Here is a 16,916-nt window from a genome sequence, read left to right as displayed (position 1 = left end):
GCTGCAGTGGCGAGTACTGCCGCCGCGAGAGCAGTGATCAACCGAGTGCCTCATCCAGTCGTGAACGAACCGAAGGATTCTGCGCGCGACGTGTGACGTGAAGCCGCCGCAGAAGCAGACTCCCGAATGCTTCAGCCTCGGCTTCTTCCGTCGAGACGGTGTCCACACAATCGCGTCGAAGCATCAGAGTTCCAAGATCACGCAACGCGGGTGGGAGGAAGTCGGTGGCCAAATCGATGGCCGGTCTGCCGGAGTGGTTCAACGCGATATGTCCCAACTCATGAGCAATCGTTCGGTCGCGAGCATGAACCCACCCTGCACAGGACACTTCATCGCGGTCGTGGTGTCGGACCCATTGACCAAATACACCGGGCGGGAGGACTGCGTCGTCCAGCACGGACAGTGGGCGTCCGCGGTCGCGCGACAATGCTTCGGCCATACCTTCAAGGGTTCGCGCTTCGTCGCCTACGGCAATGCGGAACAGGCGCTCGACTGCTCGAGCGACGGTTTTGTCTGCCACTTCGGGGCACCTCCTCACCGAGTATCCCCTACGGCCCCAACCGAACACCGTAGTCGTTGTTGTTGGTATCGCTCAACTGGGCGCTCAAGACTAGCGCAGTCACGGGCTCGCACAGTCGAGCACAAGACACGCTAGGGTCGTCCGAATGTCGCCTAACTTGCGCCCCTCACGTCGACGCGCTGCCTGCGTGGTTATTGCGGCGGCAGGTTTTCTGCTGACAATGAGTGCGTTGGCGCCCACCTATGCCAAGGGTCAACTGGTGAAAATTCCGTTGAGCATCGATGCGGCAACAGTGTCGACGGGTACTGCAGTATTGCTCGATGCTGCGGCGTTAGCGAAGGGCAAATTGGTTGTGGACAGCAATGTTCCGATCACAGTCCAGCAGCGCGTCACTGCCGAAGATCCGTCGGGATCCGACGTGGTGACCCTGCAGTCGGCGGTTCAGATGGTGCGGGACGATCGGGTCGGTACGGCAGCGATTGTGAATGCGAGCATCGATCGTTCCACTGTCGACAGGATCTCGGCGATCCCGGTCGAGGAGCCGATCGGCTCGATCCAGACCGTGATGGACAAACCGGCGGAAGTTGTTGCCCATGAGGGACTTCAATTCAAATTTCCGTTCGACACTCAGAAACGAACGTATCCGTATTTCGACTCGACACTGCGGGATAGCTATGACGCGACCTTCATCGCGGAGGGTGAAATTGAAGGCGTTGACGTCTACAACTTCCGTCAGGAAATCGCGCCCGTGGAGATTGGTACGGAGATCACATTGCCCGCCTCCAGTTGGGGGAAAACAGGAACAAGCCCAGTCACCATGAAGCGTTTCTATGGCATCACGCGCGAACTGTCAGTCGAACCCATTTCCGGCGCCATAATCCAAGTGCAGCAACACTATAGGCAATATTTTGCGACATCCGCTTTAGCCCCTAAAACCATCACAATCATCGATGTAGCCCCCAAACTCGATTCCCAGACGCAGCACGAACAGATCGAACGAGCCGTCATGTATCGAGACCAAATCCGGTGGGGTACGGATTACGGCCCGGCAATCGGGGGCTCGGTCGGGCTACTGCTTCTTCTTGGTGGGATATATCTCGGATGGATATCAACGAGACCCGGACCACAATCTCTGATAGTCCAAAATGAGAAGTCCGGCGATCTTGTGACTCGATAGATGCCGGAACTGATCGCGTCGGACCGCACTTTCGCTGTTGCTAGTGAGAGTTGCAATCGACATGCATGGCGAGGTTAACCATTTCGGCTGAATTGATCACCCAGTGTGGGGGTGTTCGCTCGTTGAGTTGGATTTCCACGTCACCTGGTTGGGGGACGTCCCAGGTGACGCCTCTGAGGAACTGGTTGGTTGTTCCGAATTTTTCGTTTAAAGCGATTTCGTGGTCGAGTGAACTCTGCGAAGTCGTGAATTCTTGCGCGGCGTAGTTCAGTTGAGGGTTTTCGATGGTGACGGTTTGGGATCCGTGGGTGAGGACTGCATGCCAGCCGTTGGGCTCGGTGATGTCGACGGTGAGGTTGTCGCCTTCGCCTATGCACTGTGCGTGGACCTGGTTGGCGGCAGGGAGTGTGATTTTGTCGTCGGCTTGTTGGTCGCCGACTCCGATTACCAGGTCTCCTCGCCACGAGGAGGATTCAGCTGGTGTGACGGTGCCGACACGACCGTTGTTTGCGCTGGTGGTGGCGCTGCCGCCGTTGTCGTTGGCGGATGTCGAGTCCGAGCATGCGGTCAGGATCAGGGGTGCTGCGAGGATCCCGGTGACTGCGATGGCGGTGGTGGTGCGCTTCATGTGTGTTTCCCTCCAATGTGGGTTCGCGGGCCTGTTAGGGTCAGTTTCTCCTGAAAACGTTTGTGCCTGAGTCTTGTTCGGCGGTTCGTTCCTGATGGTACGAACATAGTCGATCGGTACGAATCCTTTGTCGTACAGCCACGGTGGGGAGTGGTGGTCAGTAGCGGATGGTGTCGAGGAGCCACTGGTCGCCACCTTTGGTGAGGGTCATCCAAACCGTGGTATCGGTTGCGACAGTGCTGGTTTCGTTTTCGTTGATTGCGGTTTGGTGGATGCTTGCGACTCGGTGGATGAGTGCGTCGGTGTCGGGTGGGCAGCCGGAGCATCCAAGGGTCACGTTGGCGGCCACTTTGGCGTTGTCGGAGGCCCATTGGTTCCACTGTGCTCCTGGTCCTCGTTCGGTGTGCGTGTCGACGAGCAGGGTCTGTGCCAGGGGGTCGGTGAACCATTCGCGGGCGCGTGCGTATCCGTCGGTGGGGCTGCGGTCCGTTGACGGGTACCAGGTGAACGCCACGGAAAGTGCCTGGTGAGCGATTTTTTCGGCCGCCTTCGTATCCGGATCTTCGGTGATGTCGATTGTGGTCGGAGCCGGCGAAGTCGAGATGGTCAGCGGCGCCGGTGATGGGGCGGTCTGTTCGGCGGTCGTGGCTTCCGTCTCGTTGCCCCAACCGGAGAGGAAGTACACCAGCCCCCCGACGAGGGTGGCAGCGACGGCGAGCAGAACCAGCTTGTGTGTGTTGCTCACAGAACCCTCCTGGCTTTCATATCGCTCTGTAGTGGAGCTTGTTTGACGACGTCCCCGGTGGTGGGGGCGTGGATCATCTGGTCTCCACCGATCGCGATGCCGACGTGCCCGGGACCTGTTCCGGCCCACGAACCGAACACCAGATCCCCGGCTTGTGCTTGGTCGATCGGGATCTCGACTCCGATGTTCCACTGCTGTTCGGATGTCCTGGGCAGGGTGATCTTGTTTCCGCTGCCCGTGTAGATGGCGTAGCTGGTCAGTCCGGAGCAGTCGAATCCACCGCCGGTGGTGCCGTTGATGTTGCCGCCGCCCCAGACGTACGGGGTGCCGAGGAATTGGCGGGCAGCTTCGACGACTTGCGATCCGGGCGCCGAACCAGGCGAGACAACCAGCTCCCCACTACCGCCGGGTGCTGCGAATTCCGCTTCGTAAGCAAGGACTTTCGCGACGTAGGGCTGTGTCTGGGTGGTGTAGTCGCCGCCGCTGGGCATTCCGCCGGCATTCTTCACCGCGCCTTCGCCCGCGTTGTAGGATGCGATGTAGAGCGATTTGGGATCGCCTTTGACTGATCCGTCGGCGATCCATCCGTCGACCTGGGCCGCGATGGCGCAGAAGTATCGGCCTTGAGCCATGATTGCATCCCCGTCGTCCCAGATCGAGATCTTGCCGTTGCTGTCGTCGTCCTGGCCGTAAGAAGCAAATGTTCTCGGCATGAACTGCGTGATTCCCTTAGCGTCGCTCGCGGAGGTCAGTCCACGGACCAGGCCGGATTCGGCTTTTGCATCTGCGGCCAGCAGCGAGGGCTTGATCTGGGGGCAGATCGATCCGGCTTTGCGGAACCACGGCTCCATCTCTGGGGGAACGGATCCGGCTTTGAGATCGCCGCCACCTGCCACGCCGAAGCCGCCGCAGTCGATCGCCGATGACGAGGCGGCCAGCTCGATGGCAGGAGAATCACTGCCGGCTTCGCCGGCGGGGGAGGGCGCTCCGCCGAGTTTGGTCATCGGATCGACGGCGGTTCCGCCCTGCAGTCGTCCGCCGTCCCAGTATTCGAAATGCAAGTGTGCGCCGGTGGATTGGCCGTTGTTTCCGATGTTCGCGATGTGGTCGCCGGCCTTGACCTGCTGGCCTTCCGTGACGAGGACACCGTCGTCGAACATGTGGCCGTAGACGGTGCTCACGGGTTTGCCGTCGACGAGCGAGTCGAGCACGATCCAGTTCCCGAACCCGGATGCGGGCCCGGCCTTGACTGCAACGCCGTCGAGTGCCGCGTAGATCGGTGTCCCGACGGGGCCGGCGAAGTCGACGCCTTTGTGTTCGGTTCCCCAGCGAGGCCCGAATGGGGACGTGAACGTCGTCGTTCCGTTCTTGGTTGGCTGGGTGATCGGCCCCGATGCTTTCAGTTCGGTGTTGCCGGTCGCCGAGGTGGCTTTGTCGTCCCCCTCGCTCGACGAGTATCCGCCGCAACGGTTGTGGGGGATCACCGGCTGCTGGGTGCATCCGGACAGCCCCAGGATCGCAGCGGTGGCAGCGGTGACGATCAGGGCCACCGCCTCACGGCGGAGACTCACAGCGTTCCTGGGAGCGGTGTGTCGAGGTCGGGAATCGAGATGGGGCCGGGAACAGGAACAGGTGCCGGTTCGAGGTCCGCCGAGGGAACAGCGACCGAGCTGGTCGATGTCGGCGTCGTGGTCGAGGTAGCGCTCGGCGAGGTGGGCGATGTAGGAGTCGTGGTGGTTGTGGGAGCTTCCGAGGTCAGTGGGTTCGCGAGGGAAGGTGCGCCGAGCTTGTCGATCTCGCTGCGGTCCAGGGTGGGCAGCGGCATCTGGACCTGCCATGTCGAACCCTTGGCAGTGTCCGAGGCTTTCAGGGTGACCCGAAGATTCCCCGCCTGCGTCGGGACGATGACCTGCACGGCGCTCTCACCGCCGGTGCCGGCCACGATCTCACTGCGCGTCGGGCCGGTGATCGCGACCGGTACGAGCGGGCGGGCATTGACCACCGTCACTCCGGGCGCTTTTGCGGCGTGCACGCCCAGCTTGGTCTTCCATTCGCTGTTCGAGAGGGACTGATCGACGTAGACGTGCGCGTAGGCCATCGCTGTCGCCGGTGCACTCTCGGCCACCGACGCGATCGACTTGCCGGCAATCGAGGATTCGGTCACCTCGGTCAACTCGTAGCTCAGACCCGGCGCCGCAGATTCTGCGTCCGTCGCAGTCGTCGCGGCGGAGGCCTGGATCTTCGAGGCAGTGTTCGACGGGGTCGGAGATTGGCCGAACACCGCTCCCGCCACGAACAGCACACCGAACGCAGAGACGATCGTGATCGTCAGATTGGTGCGCGAGTACAGCACCCACCGCCGGATCGGTGCTAGGACGGGATTGGCTGCGCTGGAGGACATCAGCTGAACCTGCCGGTCGAATCAGACGAAGTACCTGCTGAGGTCAACGACGGCGTCCACAGTCGTGCCGTCGACCGCGGAGGCGTCGACGAGTTCGAGCGCGTCGCACCCGAACGGGGTGTCATCGACCCGGTGGAGACATCCCGCGAGGACGGAGTGAACACCTTCATCGGCGCGATACTCGACCGCGGACCCCCGTCCCATGTCTCACTCACCAACGAAGAGCTGCGCGGCGAACCGGCCTCGATTCCGACCAACTGGCGAGCGAGTGCCTGGCCTCGATTGGCGGCGGTACCTGCGGTTTGCGGCCGATCGGCGACGGGCCGCTTGAGGCCCGTAGAACTCTTCGCTGTACCGGCGAGGCTTTGGCGGCGCACATCGTTCTTGCGTGAATCCGTCAGACGCTGTTGACGATCCATCTTCTTACGCGCATCGACGCGCGACTTGTCGACCTCGTGGCGACGTCGCTGATTCAACTCACGTCCTTCCGGACGCACTGGTGTCACTGAATCCTTGTCGAGGTCACCACCGCGTTTGGTCGCCTTCCGAAGCGCCCCGACACCTTCCTCGACCATCGACGCCGCGGGACCGCCCACAACGGCGCTCCCAGCCTTGAAGAACTTCTGCTTCATCGACGTCTGCGCGTGACGAGCCTTGCGATTGAGTGCGCCCGCCTGGTTCTGGGTGAAGGTCTGAGTCATCCGTTTGAACGGGCGCATGATGAACCAGCACACCGCCGTCAAGATGACCATGAACCACAGCCGCCACGTACCGTCCACGAGACCGTTGTCGGTGTCGTACAGCTTGACCAGCGCCACCAGATACAGCGCGATGATGACCGCGCCGGCCACGCCCCACATGTAGGCGGTGGCGATCATGCGGCACACGCGCGAGAGGGTGCCGCCGTGTGCGGCGGCGATAGGAACCCAGATCGCTGCGAAGAGAATTGCGAGTCGAATAGCCAGTAGCGCAGTGAGTTTGAGGATGGATGCGCCGATCCAGAGGACGGAGGGCATGGCGAGTTTGATCATCGCCATGAACCCTGTGCCGGTGCGTCCGGAGTCCTTGCCCTGGAACTGGCCGTACGAGAGGTTCAATCCGTCGAGTTTGTCGATGATGCCTTCTTGAAAGTCTTTCGCTTTCGTGTCTGCCAGCTCGCTCGCGGCTTCGTTGTCGCCGGCCACTTCTCGCTGCTCCGCGTACGAAAACGCGAGGGAATTCCGGAGCTTCGGTCCGAGTTGCAGTTCCTGGTCGTTGAAGTTCGTCCCGAACCATCCTTTGCGCCAGTCGTCGAGGAAGATCTTGTCGATCAGCACATTGCGGGGGTCTCCGGTGTTTCCGGACACGGACAGCATCTGACCTTGTGTGTCGGTGATGACCGATCCGAAGGTGTCGTCGGCGACCTGGATGGCTTTTTGCGGTGCGCCGACGAACAGTGCTCCGATGGCCATTGCAGCGCCGGCGATCGCGACGGTGCGGGTCACGGCCGCGGCGTTTGATTTGAGGGCGTTCCAGATGATGAGCGTCGCGACCACCATCAATGCCACACCCAGCCATGTTCCGTAGACGCCGAGCATTCCGTTGGAGATCGAGGCGACGATCTGGTCGAACTGCACCATCGCCGGGGCGATTCCGGCCTCTTCGGCAGCTGCACCGGTCTTGGTCTGGTCGTCGAGCCAGAACGCTGCAGCAGCGAATCCCTTGCCGATTGCGAGGAATGTGTTGCCCAGGGTGGTGTCCGCGACTGCGTCGGGTGCGCGTACCAGGTCGTTGCCGCAGCCGAGGTCGTAGGTGTACCAGCGCAATCCGGCCCATCCGTAGGTTTCGTAGCCGGTGCCGCCCTGTTTCGGTTCGCGGTCTTTGCTCGAGGAATCGAACTCGGCAGCCATGACCGAGTTCGGGAACTCGGGGGAGGGGACGTCTTTGCAGTCGAATCCGCCGGCAGATGCGATCGGTCCACCCGGGGCGACGAGGGGCACCAGCACCAGCGCCAGAACGGCGAGAACCCGCGCCAGATTGACGGTCAGCGCCCGAACGCGCGATCGGTGAGGGATTGCCTCGTCCAGCTCTGCCGAGGGCGCTCTGAGCCCTCTGCGGGTGATCATGCGGTACCGCCGAGGGCGTTCTTCGCCGAGGAGGAATTCAGCGCTGCAAAGACATGCGCGAGATGCACGTAGTGGATCCAGCTCGAACGCACCAGTTCCACGTCGTCGGCCATCCGGATCATCCAGCGCCGCGCTTCGTCCTGATAGGAGGTGTCGGTGTCCTCGTCGAGTGTGTCGTCGCCGCCGCTGCCCAGTTCAGCGAGGAACTGCTCGAACCCTTGTCCAGTGGGAAGTTTGAGCAGTTTCAGGGCGCCTTCGATTGCATGCGGATCACCGCCGACGTCACCGACGAACACCTCGTAGGTCAGGGCGGTCTTGTCGTCGCTGCCGTCCAATCCGAGGAAATCATCCGGAAGCTGCGAGCAGACCAGGGCGCGGACCTTGAATTTGCGTGAGTCGCGGGCGATTCGGAGGTTGAGTGTGCGGCCGGCGCCAGTGGATTCGAGGTATTTGTTTTCGTCGAGGAAGAGCACCTTGCGCACGTGGCGAGGCTTTTCGTAGACGAGCCTGTTCGCCAGCCACGCGGCCATGTGCATCAACGGCGCCGTCATCCGTTGCTGCGGTGTCCACTGCGAGGACGGCGTGCCTTCGGGCGGTAGCTGCAGGCCCGGCATCGTCAAGATCGTCAGACGGATGTCGGCGTCGAACGCATCCGCTCCACTGCCGATCGTGCCCTCCTCTGGGAACAGCACACGCGCCTCGGTCAGCTCCGACATCAAACTGAGCTGCTGGTACAACCCGTTCGCGCACGTTTTGACGGCCTGGTCCGGATCGCTCACTCCGATCGATTGGATCGCGGCCAACACTTCTCGGAGGTTGTGGTTGCTGTCGCCGCCGACCATGTTCGCGGCCATGTGCAGCACGGGTTCGGTGTGTTCGAGATGCAGATGCCGTTCGGTGAGCATCATCTTGAGCACCGAGACGGCGACCTCGACGCGCTCGGCGGCGGCTGCACGCATGTCCGCATCGAACTTCGACTGCGCCGCCGCGAACGGATCTGCATCCCGGGCGAACTCGACGTTGCGGGCGTCGTACTCGGAATCGTCACGACGTGGATCGGTGATCACGCGGTACGGGTTCAAGGCGCCAGCGCGTGAATCGCGACCGGTGAGGGCGTAGACGCGGGCGATGTCGCGAAACTCCGGTAGTCCGGCCAACGCTGCGAGCGGACCGGAGGGGTCGAGGACGACGCCGTACGAGCCGGCTCTGACGGCTTGGTAGACGATCATGCCTGCCAGGAACGTCTTACCCGAACCGGGTACGGCGACGATCGGTGTCAGCCCGGACTTGTGCTTGATCTCGTGCGCGGCGAACAGGTCCCAGATCACCGGGCGCGGCGAGATGGATCCGGTCTCGCCCAGGACGACGCCCCGGCGGTCACCGATCCGGTCACTGACGGTCGCCATCCCGGCGGCGACTGCTTCGACATCCATGTGCCGTTTGTTGGCGATGTTGGCTTGCGGCTCACCGGGTATGAACTCGCGCAGCAACTGGTATTGGCCGTGCTCTTGTTCGAGCGCGATGTGCGGGGAGTACATCTCCTGCAGCTCGGAGACTTTCTGCCGCGCATCGTCGGGGTCGGTGCCGACCACCGCAAGGCGGTACCACCCGGTGGTTCGAGTCGAGAGTCCGGAATGGTCTTCTTCGACGTCGGAGATCACGTCCTGTGCGCGGGCGTGCTGCTCCGCCAACTCTTTCGGCGGGACCTGATCGTGTTCGACGGTGTAGTGGTCGAACTGCGATTCGATCTTGCCGGTCAGCGAGCGCATGGTGCGGATCGTTTTCGCTTTGTCGTGCAGCTCGATGCGATCGGACCATTCGAGAGGTTCACCGGACGGATCGCCGATGATCTGCCACGGCAACATCCGCTCCGGAATCGGTAGGGGAGCCATGCGGCCGATCGTCAGCACGATCACCACGCCGGTGTACGTGCGGCCGTCGACGACGCCGGAAACGGTGGTGTACCCGTCGCCTGGGGTGAGGGAGAGGTCGATGAGATCTTCCAGGGCGGCGACGTCGGTTTCTTCCCAATCTCCGGCGCCGGCGATCGCACCGCCAGCTTCCAGTGGCAGGCCGATGGTCGCTGATCGGCGCAGCAAGTAGTCGATCGCGGCCGGTGTGGCCGGGGTTGCTTTCACTCCGCGGCCGGACATGATGCGTTCGAGTGCGGCGAGGTGATCGGCAAGGGCCTTCTGCTCACGTTCGAAGGCGTCGTCGGCCCAGCTGTTCACCCCGGTGCACACTCTGCCCAGCAGTGGCCAGTGAGCGAGGTGACGCAGCATCCGGGCGGTCCAGTCCAACCCCTGGCCGAGTGAGGAGCGTTGCGGCAGTTCGATACCCCAGTAGCGGCCTTTGATCGTCGCGTTGGACCACAACATCGCATGCTGCTGCCCGCGCAGGTAGTCCGCCCATGACAGTGCGCCGGGAACATCGGGAATCGGGGTGGCCCACGTGTCGTGATCGACCGCCCACTGTGCGACGGGGAACGGGGTGCGCACCAGGCGGCGATGCAGCGTGCTGACGCCTGCCTTCTGCAGATTGGTCAGGATGATCGCTTCGTCCTGGATGAAGCGGCGCTGCTTTCCGGTGGTGCGGAAATTCCACGGCCCCTGGCGTTGGACGAACCATGCAGTGGACGTGGTCGCGGTGCGGGTGATGTTCGCTGAGGTGCCGGTCAGTTTCAGGCGTACCGCTTTTCGTTCGCGGTCTGCACGTTTCCTCGCTGCGGCCTTGTCGCGATCTGTTGCCGACTTTGCACGTTTCTTGCCTGTGCGGCGACGCTGACGGCCGAGCACTTCGTCTGCGACGTGCTCCGGATCGGTTGCAGGGGAGATGTGGCCGTCGGTGTCGTCCTCGCCGTGCTCGTATTCAGAACCATCCGGACCGTGTGCGGGTTCGGCTTCGGACCACGCACGCGCAGGTTGCGGACCATGCGACTGCACTGCAGCCCACGACGGCGGGAGGGCACCGGGAGGAATGACCGGAACCGGGTCGTCGAGCTTCGGATCGAACAGAGCCGCAATGTCGTTCTCGGGAAGGGTCATCGGTGATCCTCACCGTCGAGCCGAACAGGTACGACGGCACGTTCTCCTGTAGCCAACCGCTCGGGTAGCGAGATGAACACGGGTGCACCGCGCTTCGGTGGGCGCGGCGCAACGAGGTCGTTGAGGGCGGCCTTGAGAACCGACCGCAGTGGGCGGTCCGGGGTGACGAACTTCGCGATCCGGGTCGTAAGCCACACCGTGATCACGGCCATCACCATCAGCGATTTGAACCCGAGCGGTACGTGCAGAATTCCGCGACCGATCACGAACACCACTACGAAAGCAACCACGCCGACGATGCCGGCCGTGTAGCGGATCCGCACGGGCAGTGGATAACCGGTCGGACCGAGATAGTGCCGGTCCACGCGGTACATCAGGTCGTCGTTGTCGATCACCGAGCATCCCCTTCGAATGTTCTCTGCGCAGGCATCAGCGGTCAGGTCGAGATACCGACGAGCCCGAGAAGCCAATTGCCGATCCCCGTGGCCGCCGATTCCGATGTCGCGATACCGAGGTAGGCAAGCCCGAACAACCCGAGTCCGCCGACGGTGAAGACCCGCGACAAATTGCCCTTGAGCCCGCCGACGAGAACCACACACGCGAGGGCGATGAGGATGGTGAAGACGATGTTGTCCTTGATCCACGCGCGCAGACCACCGGTATTTACGTCCGTCGACTGCGCGAAGCTCACCGCGTCTGCGACGAGCGGTGGATGCGTCGCCGGGATCGACACGTCGATCACGGTGGAAGCAAGAGAAAACATGAGCACTCTCCAACACAGTGGTGAAACCAGACCCCACGAATGTGGTTGCGCGGAAACGTAGAAGAGTGGTGGCAGGAATTTCAATGCAACCTGTGGATAACTTTTCGGCACCGCGGTTGGCGCGCTGGTCGATCAGCGCGAGCGCGTGTCGTCGTGTCGGGTGCGTTCAGGTGTCGCGATTTATCCGTCGGGGATCTCTCGGTGATCGCGGGAACGACCTCGAATGCAGGGGGAGCGCGGCCATGGAACGGTCTTCACTGCGGGTGTCCGCGGGGACTGTTCATATCCCGACGGGAGTGTTCCTTCAGCGGAGCGGCAGAGAGTTGCGAATGGGCATGGTCGACGGACCCGTCGCAGACCGTGGCGATCGACACGTGTCTCTCTCGCGGTGCTTCGTGGGCTTCATCCTCCTGAAGGGCCTGGCACAGAACCATTTTCGGAACGTATCCGCCAGCTGTGCGAGTCGCCCCTGCTCGAGCTTGCTCGAGGCACCCGCGCCGTGGCCATGATCAGAAGTTCGAAGAACGGTTCCCCGCCACTGCCTGCGTGGTGTGCATGCTCTGCACGCATAGCGTGTTCAGCACGCACGTGTGGCAGGCTGCGCACCCCGTGCTCGAACAGTCCCGCATCGAGGGTGCCTGCAGAGGTCGCGATAGGAGGGGGAATTCAGGGGCCCGATTCACGCTTCCCCTCCGGGGTCACTCCCCCGGCCCTTCGGGCCTAGGGGGAGTGTACTTCTCAAAATTGCTTCGCGCCAACATATTTCAATCAACTGCTGGTCAGGGTTCTGAACGGAGCATCGCCGGATCATCCTGGCGCGGCGCCTGCCACGGTGTCGTCCATACCGCTCTCGGCTGTTCGCGCAACGGGTTCCGTACCCCACGAAGCGAGGCGTTCGAGAGCCCTGCAGTGGTTCGCGAACAGTGGCGCAGGTAGACACAAACCACTCGAGATGTACATCGTCATCGGGCCCGTGCCGTAGGGGGTCGAACAAGTCCTCGCGCGGTGTAGCAACGATGCCGTCGCGGGTCCTGCGATCGATAATATGCAGCGTCACAACCAGAACCAGCAGCGGGTAAAGGTGGTGGGTGTCTATCGCGCCCCGGTATCACCGCTCGGGACATGTGACGCACGCTCCAGTCACGCACCCGCGAAAGAAGTTATCCACAGGCGGGTTGAGATCGCTTCCCGCGCTCTGTGACAGTGCACCCCACACACCCCCACGCGACGACCGTCGTGGACTGGATTCGAGTGAGTGGAGTCGACGGTGAGCAGAAGCCAGCAGGACCCGCTCAAAGACTTTCTCCTCGACCTCTTCGGATCCGACAAACCCCACGCGCGAACAAACCAGGCGGGGGAGTCCGCCATCCGCCCGTACAGGGCGTGGGCGCCTTTCGCCGTCATCGCAACAACACTCGCGTTTCTCGCGCCGCGACTCCTCGAACTCACCGAACAATTCTCGAACCCAAAGCTCGACAGCGCAGTCTCCGCAGTCCACCCATACCGGTGGCCACTCGCCGCTCTCACGCTCGCCCTGCTCACCTGCGATATCGCACGGTTCCTCACCCACCGCCACCGCGCCGGACTCGACGCCCAAATCCGGCAAAGCACCCGCCACACCCCGATCAAAATCACCGTCGGATACCCGCCCGGCATCACCACCCTGCGCAGCGCCACCATCACCCTTGCACGCGGCGCCATCATCCGTCCGAAAGAGCTCGACGAATTCACCACCGCAGTCCGGGCTTCCGCGAGCAGACGCACCAGCAAATGGACCTACACCGTCGTCCACGACGCCCACCGCGACCGAATCCGCATCACCCGCACACTGACTCAACCCGACCTCCGATCACCGCGGCACAAAGCACTGGCGAACTCCCTCAAAGACGGACCGCTGAAAGAGCCTGCCGTGAGCGTCGCCGCGCTCGACGGCGACGTCGAAACCGCCTTCAAAATCACCTTCACACCCACCCTCTCCAGCGGAGCACGCGGATTCCAAAAGAAAGTCGACGAAGCCCTCGCCGCCCTCGCCGGCGAGCACGAATCCGGCCGCACCTGGGCCACCGACTGGTTTCCCTCCGAGGGCTACCTCCTGATGAGCCTGCGCGCCCCACTACCCACCCGCGTCGATCACCCTCTCGAACTCGTCGACGAGAACCTGCGCCACCTCCCTTACGCGACGGCAGCATCGGAGATGAACATGTTCTGGGACATCTCCACCAAGTCGAACAAACCTCACTGCCTGATCGTCGGACCCACCGGCGGCGGCAAGACATCAGTGATCCGCACCCTGCTCACCGAAGCGGCACGACGAGGAATCCCGTTCCTGGGCGTCGACCCGAAAATGATCGAACTCGACGGCCTCGAGGGCTACCCCGGGTGCGCCGCCATCGTCTACGACGCCGTCCGCTCCGCGATGCTCGTGCGTGCCCTACACAGCGAAATGATGGCCCGCAACCACTACGTCCACGTGAAGAAGATCGAGCCGTCCCAACTCCCGCTCCTGATCGCCGTCCTCGACGAGTTCTTCATCCTCTCCGGCAAATGGCAGCGCCTCGCCAAAACCGGCGACGACGAAACCCGCGAACTCCTCAAAGAACTCGACCCACTCGGCGCGTGGGCCGATCTCGCCGTCCTCGCCCGCTCTGCCGGTATCCGACTCCTACTCGGTGTGCAACGACCCGACGCGTCCCTCTTCGGCGGCGCCTCGGGCAACGCGCGCGACAACTTCGGCACCCGCATCTCCCTCGGCAACCTCTCGCAGGACGGCGCGATGATGCTGTGGGGCGACTCGCAGATCGGCCGCGAGATCGACACCTCCGTCCCCGGCCGCGGAGTCGCCCTCGGCAACGACGGCGTGCCAGTCGATGCGCAGATGTGGTGGACACCCAACGTCGACCCGCACCCCAACAAATGGAACCAACTCTCGACCTCGGAGAAGAAGATCATCGAAGGGCTACGGCCCCAGCAGGAACCGCACATTGCGTTCTACTCGACCGAACTGCGTCACTTCATCGAATCCGAACGCTCCGTCGCCGTCGCTGCCCGCGCCTACGGCCGAGCTCCCGAGCCCACCGTCCTCGGCCACCACGACGACACACCTGCCGCCGACCCAGGGGACGACTTCGCCGACGCGATACCCGCCTCCGCAGTCACCGAAGGAATGACCGTCCTCGTCGACGACAGCCGCGGCAACGAACACCCGGCGACCGTCGCCGCGGTCACCGTCATCCGAGACAAAGACAGCGGCGCCGTCACCGAAACCACCCTGACCTTCCACGGCACCGGACGGGTCAAGAACCACATCACCTACGGACCACACGAAGTCGTCCTGCTCCCCGAACCCGACACCACCACACCCGCGCCCTGACCCCGCAGCCCCGACTTCGCTGACACACCTGCACAACCCTCACCCGAAAGGTCCACCCATGAGCCGCCGCATCTCCCAATCGATCACCCCCACCGCCGACGACATCACCGTGCTGCGCAACCCCTTCGCAGCCCCCAAAGGCGGCGGCGACCCCGTCATCACCGAACTCCGCCGCGTCCTCAAAAACGCCATCCCCACATGGCTACCGAAACTCAGCGAAGACCAGGAACTGACCGCTCCGCGACTCGACGAAATCAAAAGAGCCGTCGCCACCCGCCGCCAGATCATCGAAGTACTCCCCGACGGCAAAGCCCGCGACGACGCCCTGGCCGCCCTCGACAAAGCCGACACCATCGTCCTCGAAATGGACACCGAACTCTCCGGCGTCGGAGCCTTCACCGGAACCACCGCGTGATGTCGACCCTTGCCATCGAAATCACCTCCGAGCGAACCGCACTCGTGAGCGGGGCAGGGGACGAGAAAGTGGAACTGTCCGCCGAAAACGGGCAGTCGATCCACGCGGTGATCGCACAGTTCAGCCGACAGCACTCCGCCGACGCAGGCTCACCCGTCGAGGTCACCGTGCAGGAAGCGGGCCGCTCCCGCCAACTCACCGTCGCACCGGACGGGAAGGTGGCGCAATCGCTGCCCACCGGACCCATCCCCGCACCCGCCGACACGCCACAGACGCAGCCGGATCACCTAGTGGACGAACCGGTCACGATGGCGGTGACACCCCTCGGTGGCTCACCGCCACCCGTGGGAGCGGACACTCATGCCCGGCCAGTCCCCGCGGCGCGCACATCGAGCTCGGCATCAGTGCTCGCAGCACCCGAGATCGCGGCAGGCTCGCACGAACCCGCCCGCACCGGACTACGCGGCCGACTCAACACCCTCCTCAACCTACGAATCGCCCCGAAACCCGAGTCCGCCGAAATGCGCCACCGCGCCGCCATCGCATCCATCACCGGCCCCCTCCCGGGGTTCTCGATCGTGACTATCGCCAACCCGAAAGGAGGCGTCGGCAAAACCCCACTCGCGGTAGGGCTGAATGCGATCATCGCCGAACACCGCGGCGCCGCAACCACGGTCTGCGTCGACGTCGCCGACGTCGGCGGCAGCCTCGCCGACCGCGTCAGCATCCTGCCCCGCGACGGACACGACGTGCGCTCACTGCTCGCCGCTGAGACAGCCGAGCCCGGCAGCATCCGGCCCTCGGCGCTCTCGCAGTACCTCACCCGCCAACCAGGCGGTGACGACATCGTTGCCGGCAACAACGGCGCTCACGGATCCAGTCTCGGCTACGACGACGCCCACGCCGCGGCACGGATCTTGTCCCAGCACCGCGAGATCCTCATCGCCGACACCGGCAACAACCGCCTCGCCGGCAGCTGGCGCTGGGCAACGAGCCACGCGGACGTCCTCCTCGTACCGGTACCGCTCCGCCGCGACGCCGCCGCAGCCGCGCACCGCATGCTCCTCGACCTCGCCGCCACCGCCGGCCTGGCGATGATGGCTCGCACGATCGTCGTCATCACCGACGGACCCGGAGATGCACCGATGGTCGAAATCGACGCTGTCGACGCCTTTCTCGACGCCGGAGTCCATTCGGTCGCCCGGATGCCGTTCGAACCCCTCTTTGCCTCCGGCGAGCGCATCTCTCCCTCGAAGCTCCGGCGCGGCACCACCGAAGCCCTGACCGTTGTTGCCTCGATCGTCATCGATCTCATCGCCCACGCCGCTGACTGACCCATTTATCAGCCGGCGCTGCACACCGGCGCTCCTCCTGGCACCCATCCGCACCCTCCTGAACGAACGGCATCACATGAGCATCGACACCACCGCAGGAAACTGAGCGAGCCGCCGCGCATACCAGCACGGCCGACACCGCCGCCACTCCCTCGCCCGCCAAAGCGCCATTGCAGTCGTCGCTGCCGCAGCAATGGCCGCCGGAATCACGCTCGCACCACCGGCAACCGCAGCGCCCGGGCAAGCCGGAATCACCGACGGAGGAGGACAAGCAGGCATCACTGGCGGCGGCGGACAGTCCGGTGTGACCACCGAACCGACCCCGCCGCCGGCCGCAGAAGCTCCAGCCCTCACCGAGCCGATCTACTGGGTCGACCCACCCGCGCAATACCAGCACATCGACTACCAGCCGCT

General features: G+C 63.5%; 13 protein-coding genes and 1 pseudogene. 5 read left to right on the top strand and 9 right to left on the bottom strand.

Features of this window, described 5'->3' with window-relative positions:
* Nucleotides 1-37: 37 nt before the first annotated feature.
* Nucleotides 38-520, bottom strand: coding sequence for a hypothetical protein (locus tag ABH939_RS30965; protein ID WP_019749735.1), 483 nt, complete (start codon nucleotides 518-520; stop codon nucleotides 38-40).
* Between the two features lie 145 nt (nucleotides 521-665).
* On the opposite strand from ABH939_RS30965, the gene ABH939_RS30960 reads away from it, so the two are divergent.
* Nucleotides 666-1,697 (top strand): DUF3068 domain-containing protein, encoded by a 1,032-nt coding sequence (locus ABH939_RS30960; RefSeq protein ID WP_241064961.1) that lies wholly within the window; start codon nucleotides 666-668, stop codon nucleotides 1,695-1,697.
* 40 nt (nucleotides 1,698-1,737) lie between these two features.
* On the opposite strand, the gene ABH939_RS30955 is transcribed toward ABH939_RS30960, so the two are convergent.
* The 8 genes from ABH939_RS30955 to ABH939_RS30920 form a co-directional block, all read right to left on the bottom strand.
* Nucleotides 1,738-2,325, bottom strand: a complete 588-nt coding sequence (locus ABH939_RS30955; protein ID WP_241064962.1) for a hypothetical protein — start codon at nucleotides 2,323-2,325, stop codon at nucleotides 1,738-1,740.
* Nucleotides 2,326-2,482: 157 nt separating this feature from the next.
* A complete protein-coding gene (locus ABH939_RS30950) occupies nucleotides 2,483-3,070 on the bottom strand; it encodes a hypothetical protein (protein WP_241064963.1) in 588 nt (195 codons plus the stop codon).
* Nucleotides 3,067-4,641 (bottom strand): peptidoglycan DD-metalloendopeptidase family protein, encoded by a 1,575-nt coding sequence (locus ABH939_RS30945; RefSeq protein WP_241064964.1) that lies wholly within the window; start codon nucleotides 4,639-4,641, stop codon nucleotides 3,067-3,069. The genes ABH939_RS30950 and ABH939_RS30945 overlap by 4 nt, the downstream gene beginning before the upstream one ends.
* Nucleotides 4,638-5,471: a hypothetical protein gene (locus ABH939_RS30940; protein WP_241064965.1), complete on the bottom strand. Its 834-nt coding sequence runs from the start codon at nucleotides 5,469-5,471 to the stop codon at nucleotides 4,638-4,640. Before ABH939_RS30940 ends, ABH939_RS30945 begins: the two co-directional genes overlap by 4 nt.
* Entirely contained in the window at nucleotides 5,471-7,576 is a 2,106-nt protein-coding gene (locus tag ABH939_RS30935) for a hypothetical protein (protein ID WP_241064966.1), read from the bottom strand. Before ABH939_RS30935 ends, ABH939_RS30940 begins: the two co-directional genes overlap by 1 nt.
* On the bottom strand, nucleotides 7,573-10,620 hold the full coding sequence (locus ABH939_RS30930; RefSeq protein WP_241064967.1) for an ATP-binding protein: 3,048 nt from the start codon (nucleotides 10,618-10,620) through the stop codon (nucleotides 7,573-7,575). Before ABH939_RS30930 ends, ABH939_RS30935 begins: the two co-directional genes overlap by 4 nt.
* On the bottom strand, nucleotides 10,617-11,015 hold the full coding sequence (locus tag ABH939_RS30925) for a hypothetical protein (protein ID WP_241064968.1): 399 nt from the start codon (nucleotides 11,013-11,015) through the stop codon (nucleotides 10,617-10,619). The genes ABH939_RS30930 and ABH939_RS30925 overlap by 4 nt, the downstream gene beginning before the upstream one ends.
* A 41-nt stretch (nucleotides 11,016-11,056) precedes the next feature.
* On the bottom strand, nucleotides 11,057-11,383 hold the full coding sequence (locus ABH939_RS30920) for a hypothetical protein (protein WP_241064969.1): 327 nt from the start codon (nucleotides 11,381-11,383) through the stop codon (nucleotides 11,057-11,059).
* 1,267 nt (nucleotides 11,384-12,650) lie between these two features.
* Here ABH939_RS30920 and ABH939_RS30915 point away from each other — a divergent pair.
* The 4 genes and pseudogenes from ABH939_RS30915 to ABH939_RS30900 form a co-directional block, all read left to right on the top strand.
* On the top strand, nucleotides 12,651-14,753 hold the full coding sequence (locus tag ABH939_RS30915; RefSeq protein ID WP_241064970.1) for an FtsK/SpoIIIE domain-containing protein: 2,103 nt from the start codon (nucleotides 12,651-12,653) through the stop codon (nucleotides 14,751-14,753).
* A 58-nt stretch (nucleotides 14,754-14,811) separates the two neighbouring features.
* Nucleotides 14,812-15,168, top strand: a complete 357-nt coding sequence (locus ABH939_RS30910) for a hypothetical protein (RefSeq protein ID WP_019749726.1) — start codon at nucleotides 14,812-14,814, stop codon at nucleotides 15,166-15,168.
* On the top strand, nucleotides 15,168-16,502 hold the full coding sequence (locus tag ABH939_RS30905) for a ParA family protein (protein WP_404650641.1): 1,335 nt from the start codon (nucleotides 15,168-15,170) through the stop codon (nucleotides 16,500-16,502). The genes ABH939_RS30910 and ABH939_RS30905 overlap by 1 nt, the downstream gene beginning before the upstream one ends.
* A 193-nt stretch (nucleotides 16,503-16,695) precedes the next feature.
* A pseudogene (locus tag ABH939_RS30900) lies at nucleotides 16,696-16,916 on the top strand (insoluble domain protein); the annotation flags it as partial.

This window comes from Rhodococcus sp. 27YEA6 (genome assembly GCF_044908235.1).
Classification (GTDB): domain Bacteria; phylum Actinomycetota; class Actinomycetes; order Mycobacteriales; family Mycobacteriaceae; genus Rhodococcus_F; species Rhodococcus_F qingshengii.
This window is presented reverse-complemented; position numbering and strand designations above follow the sequence as displayed.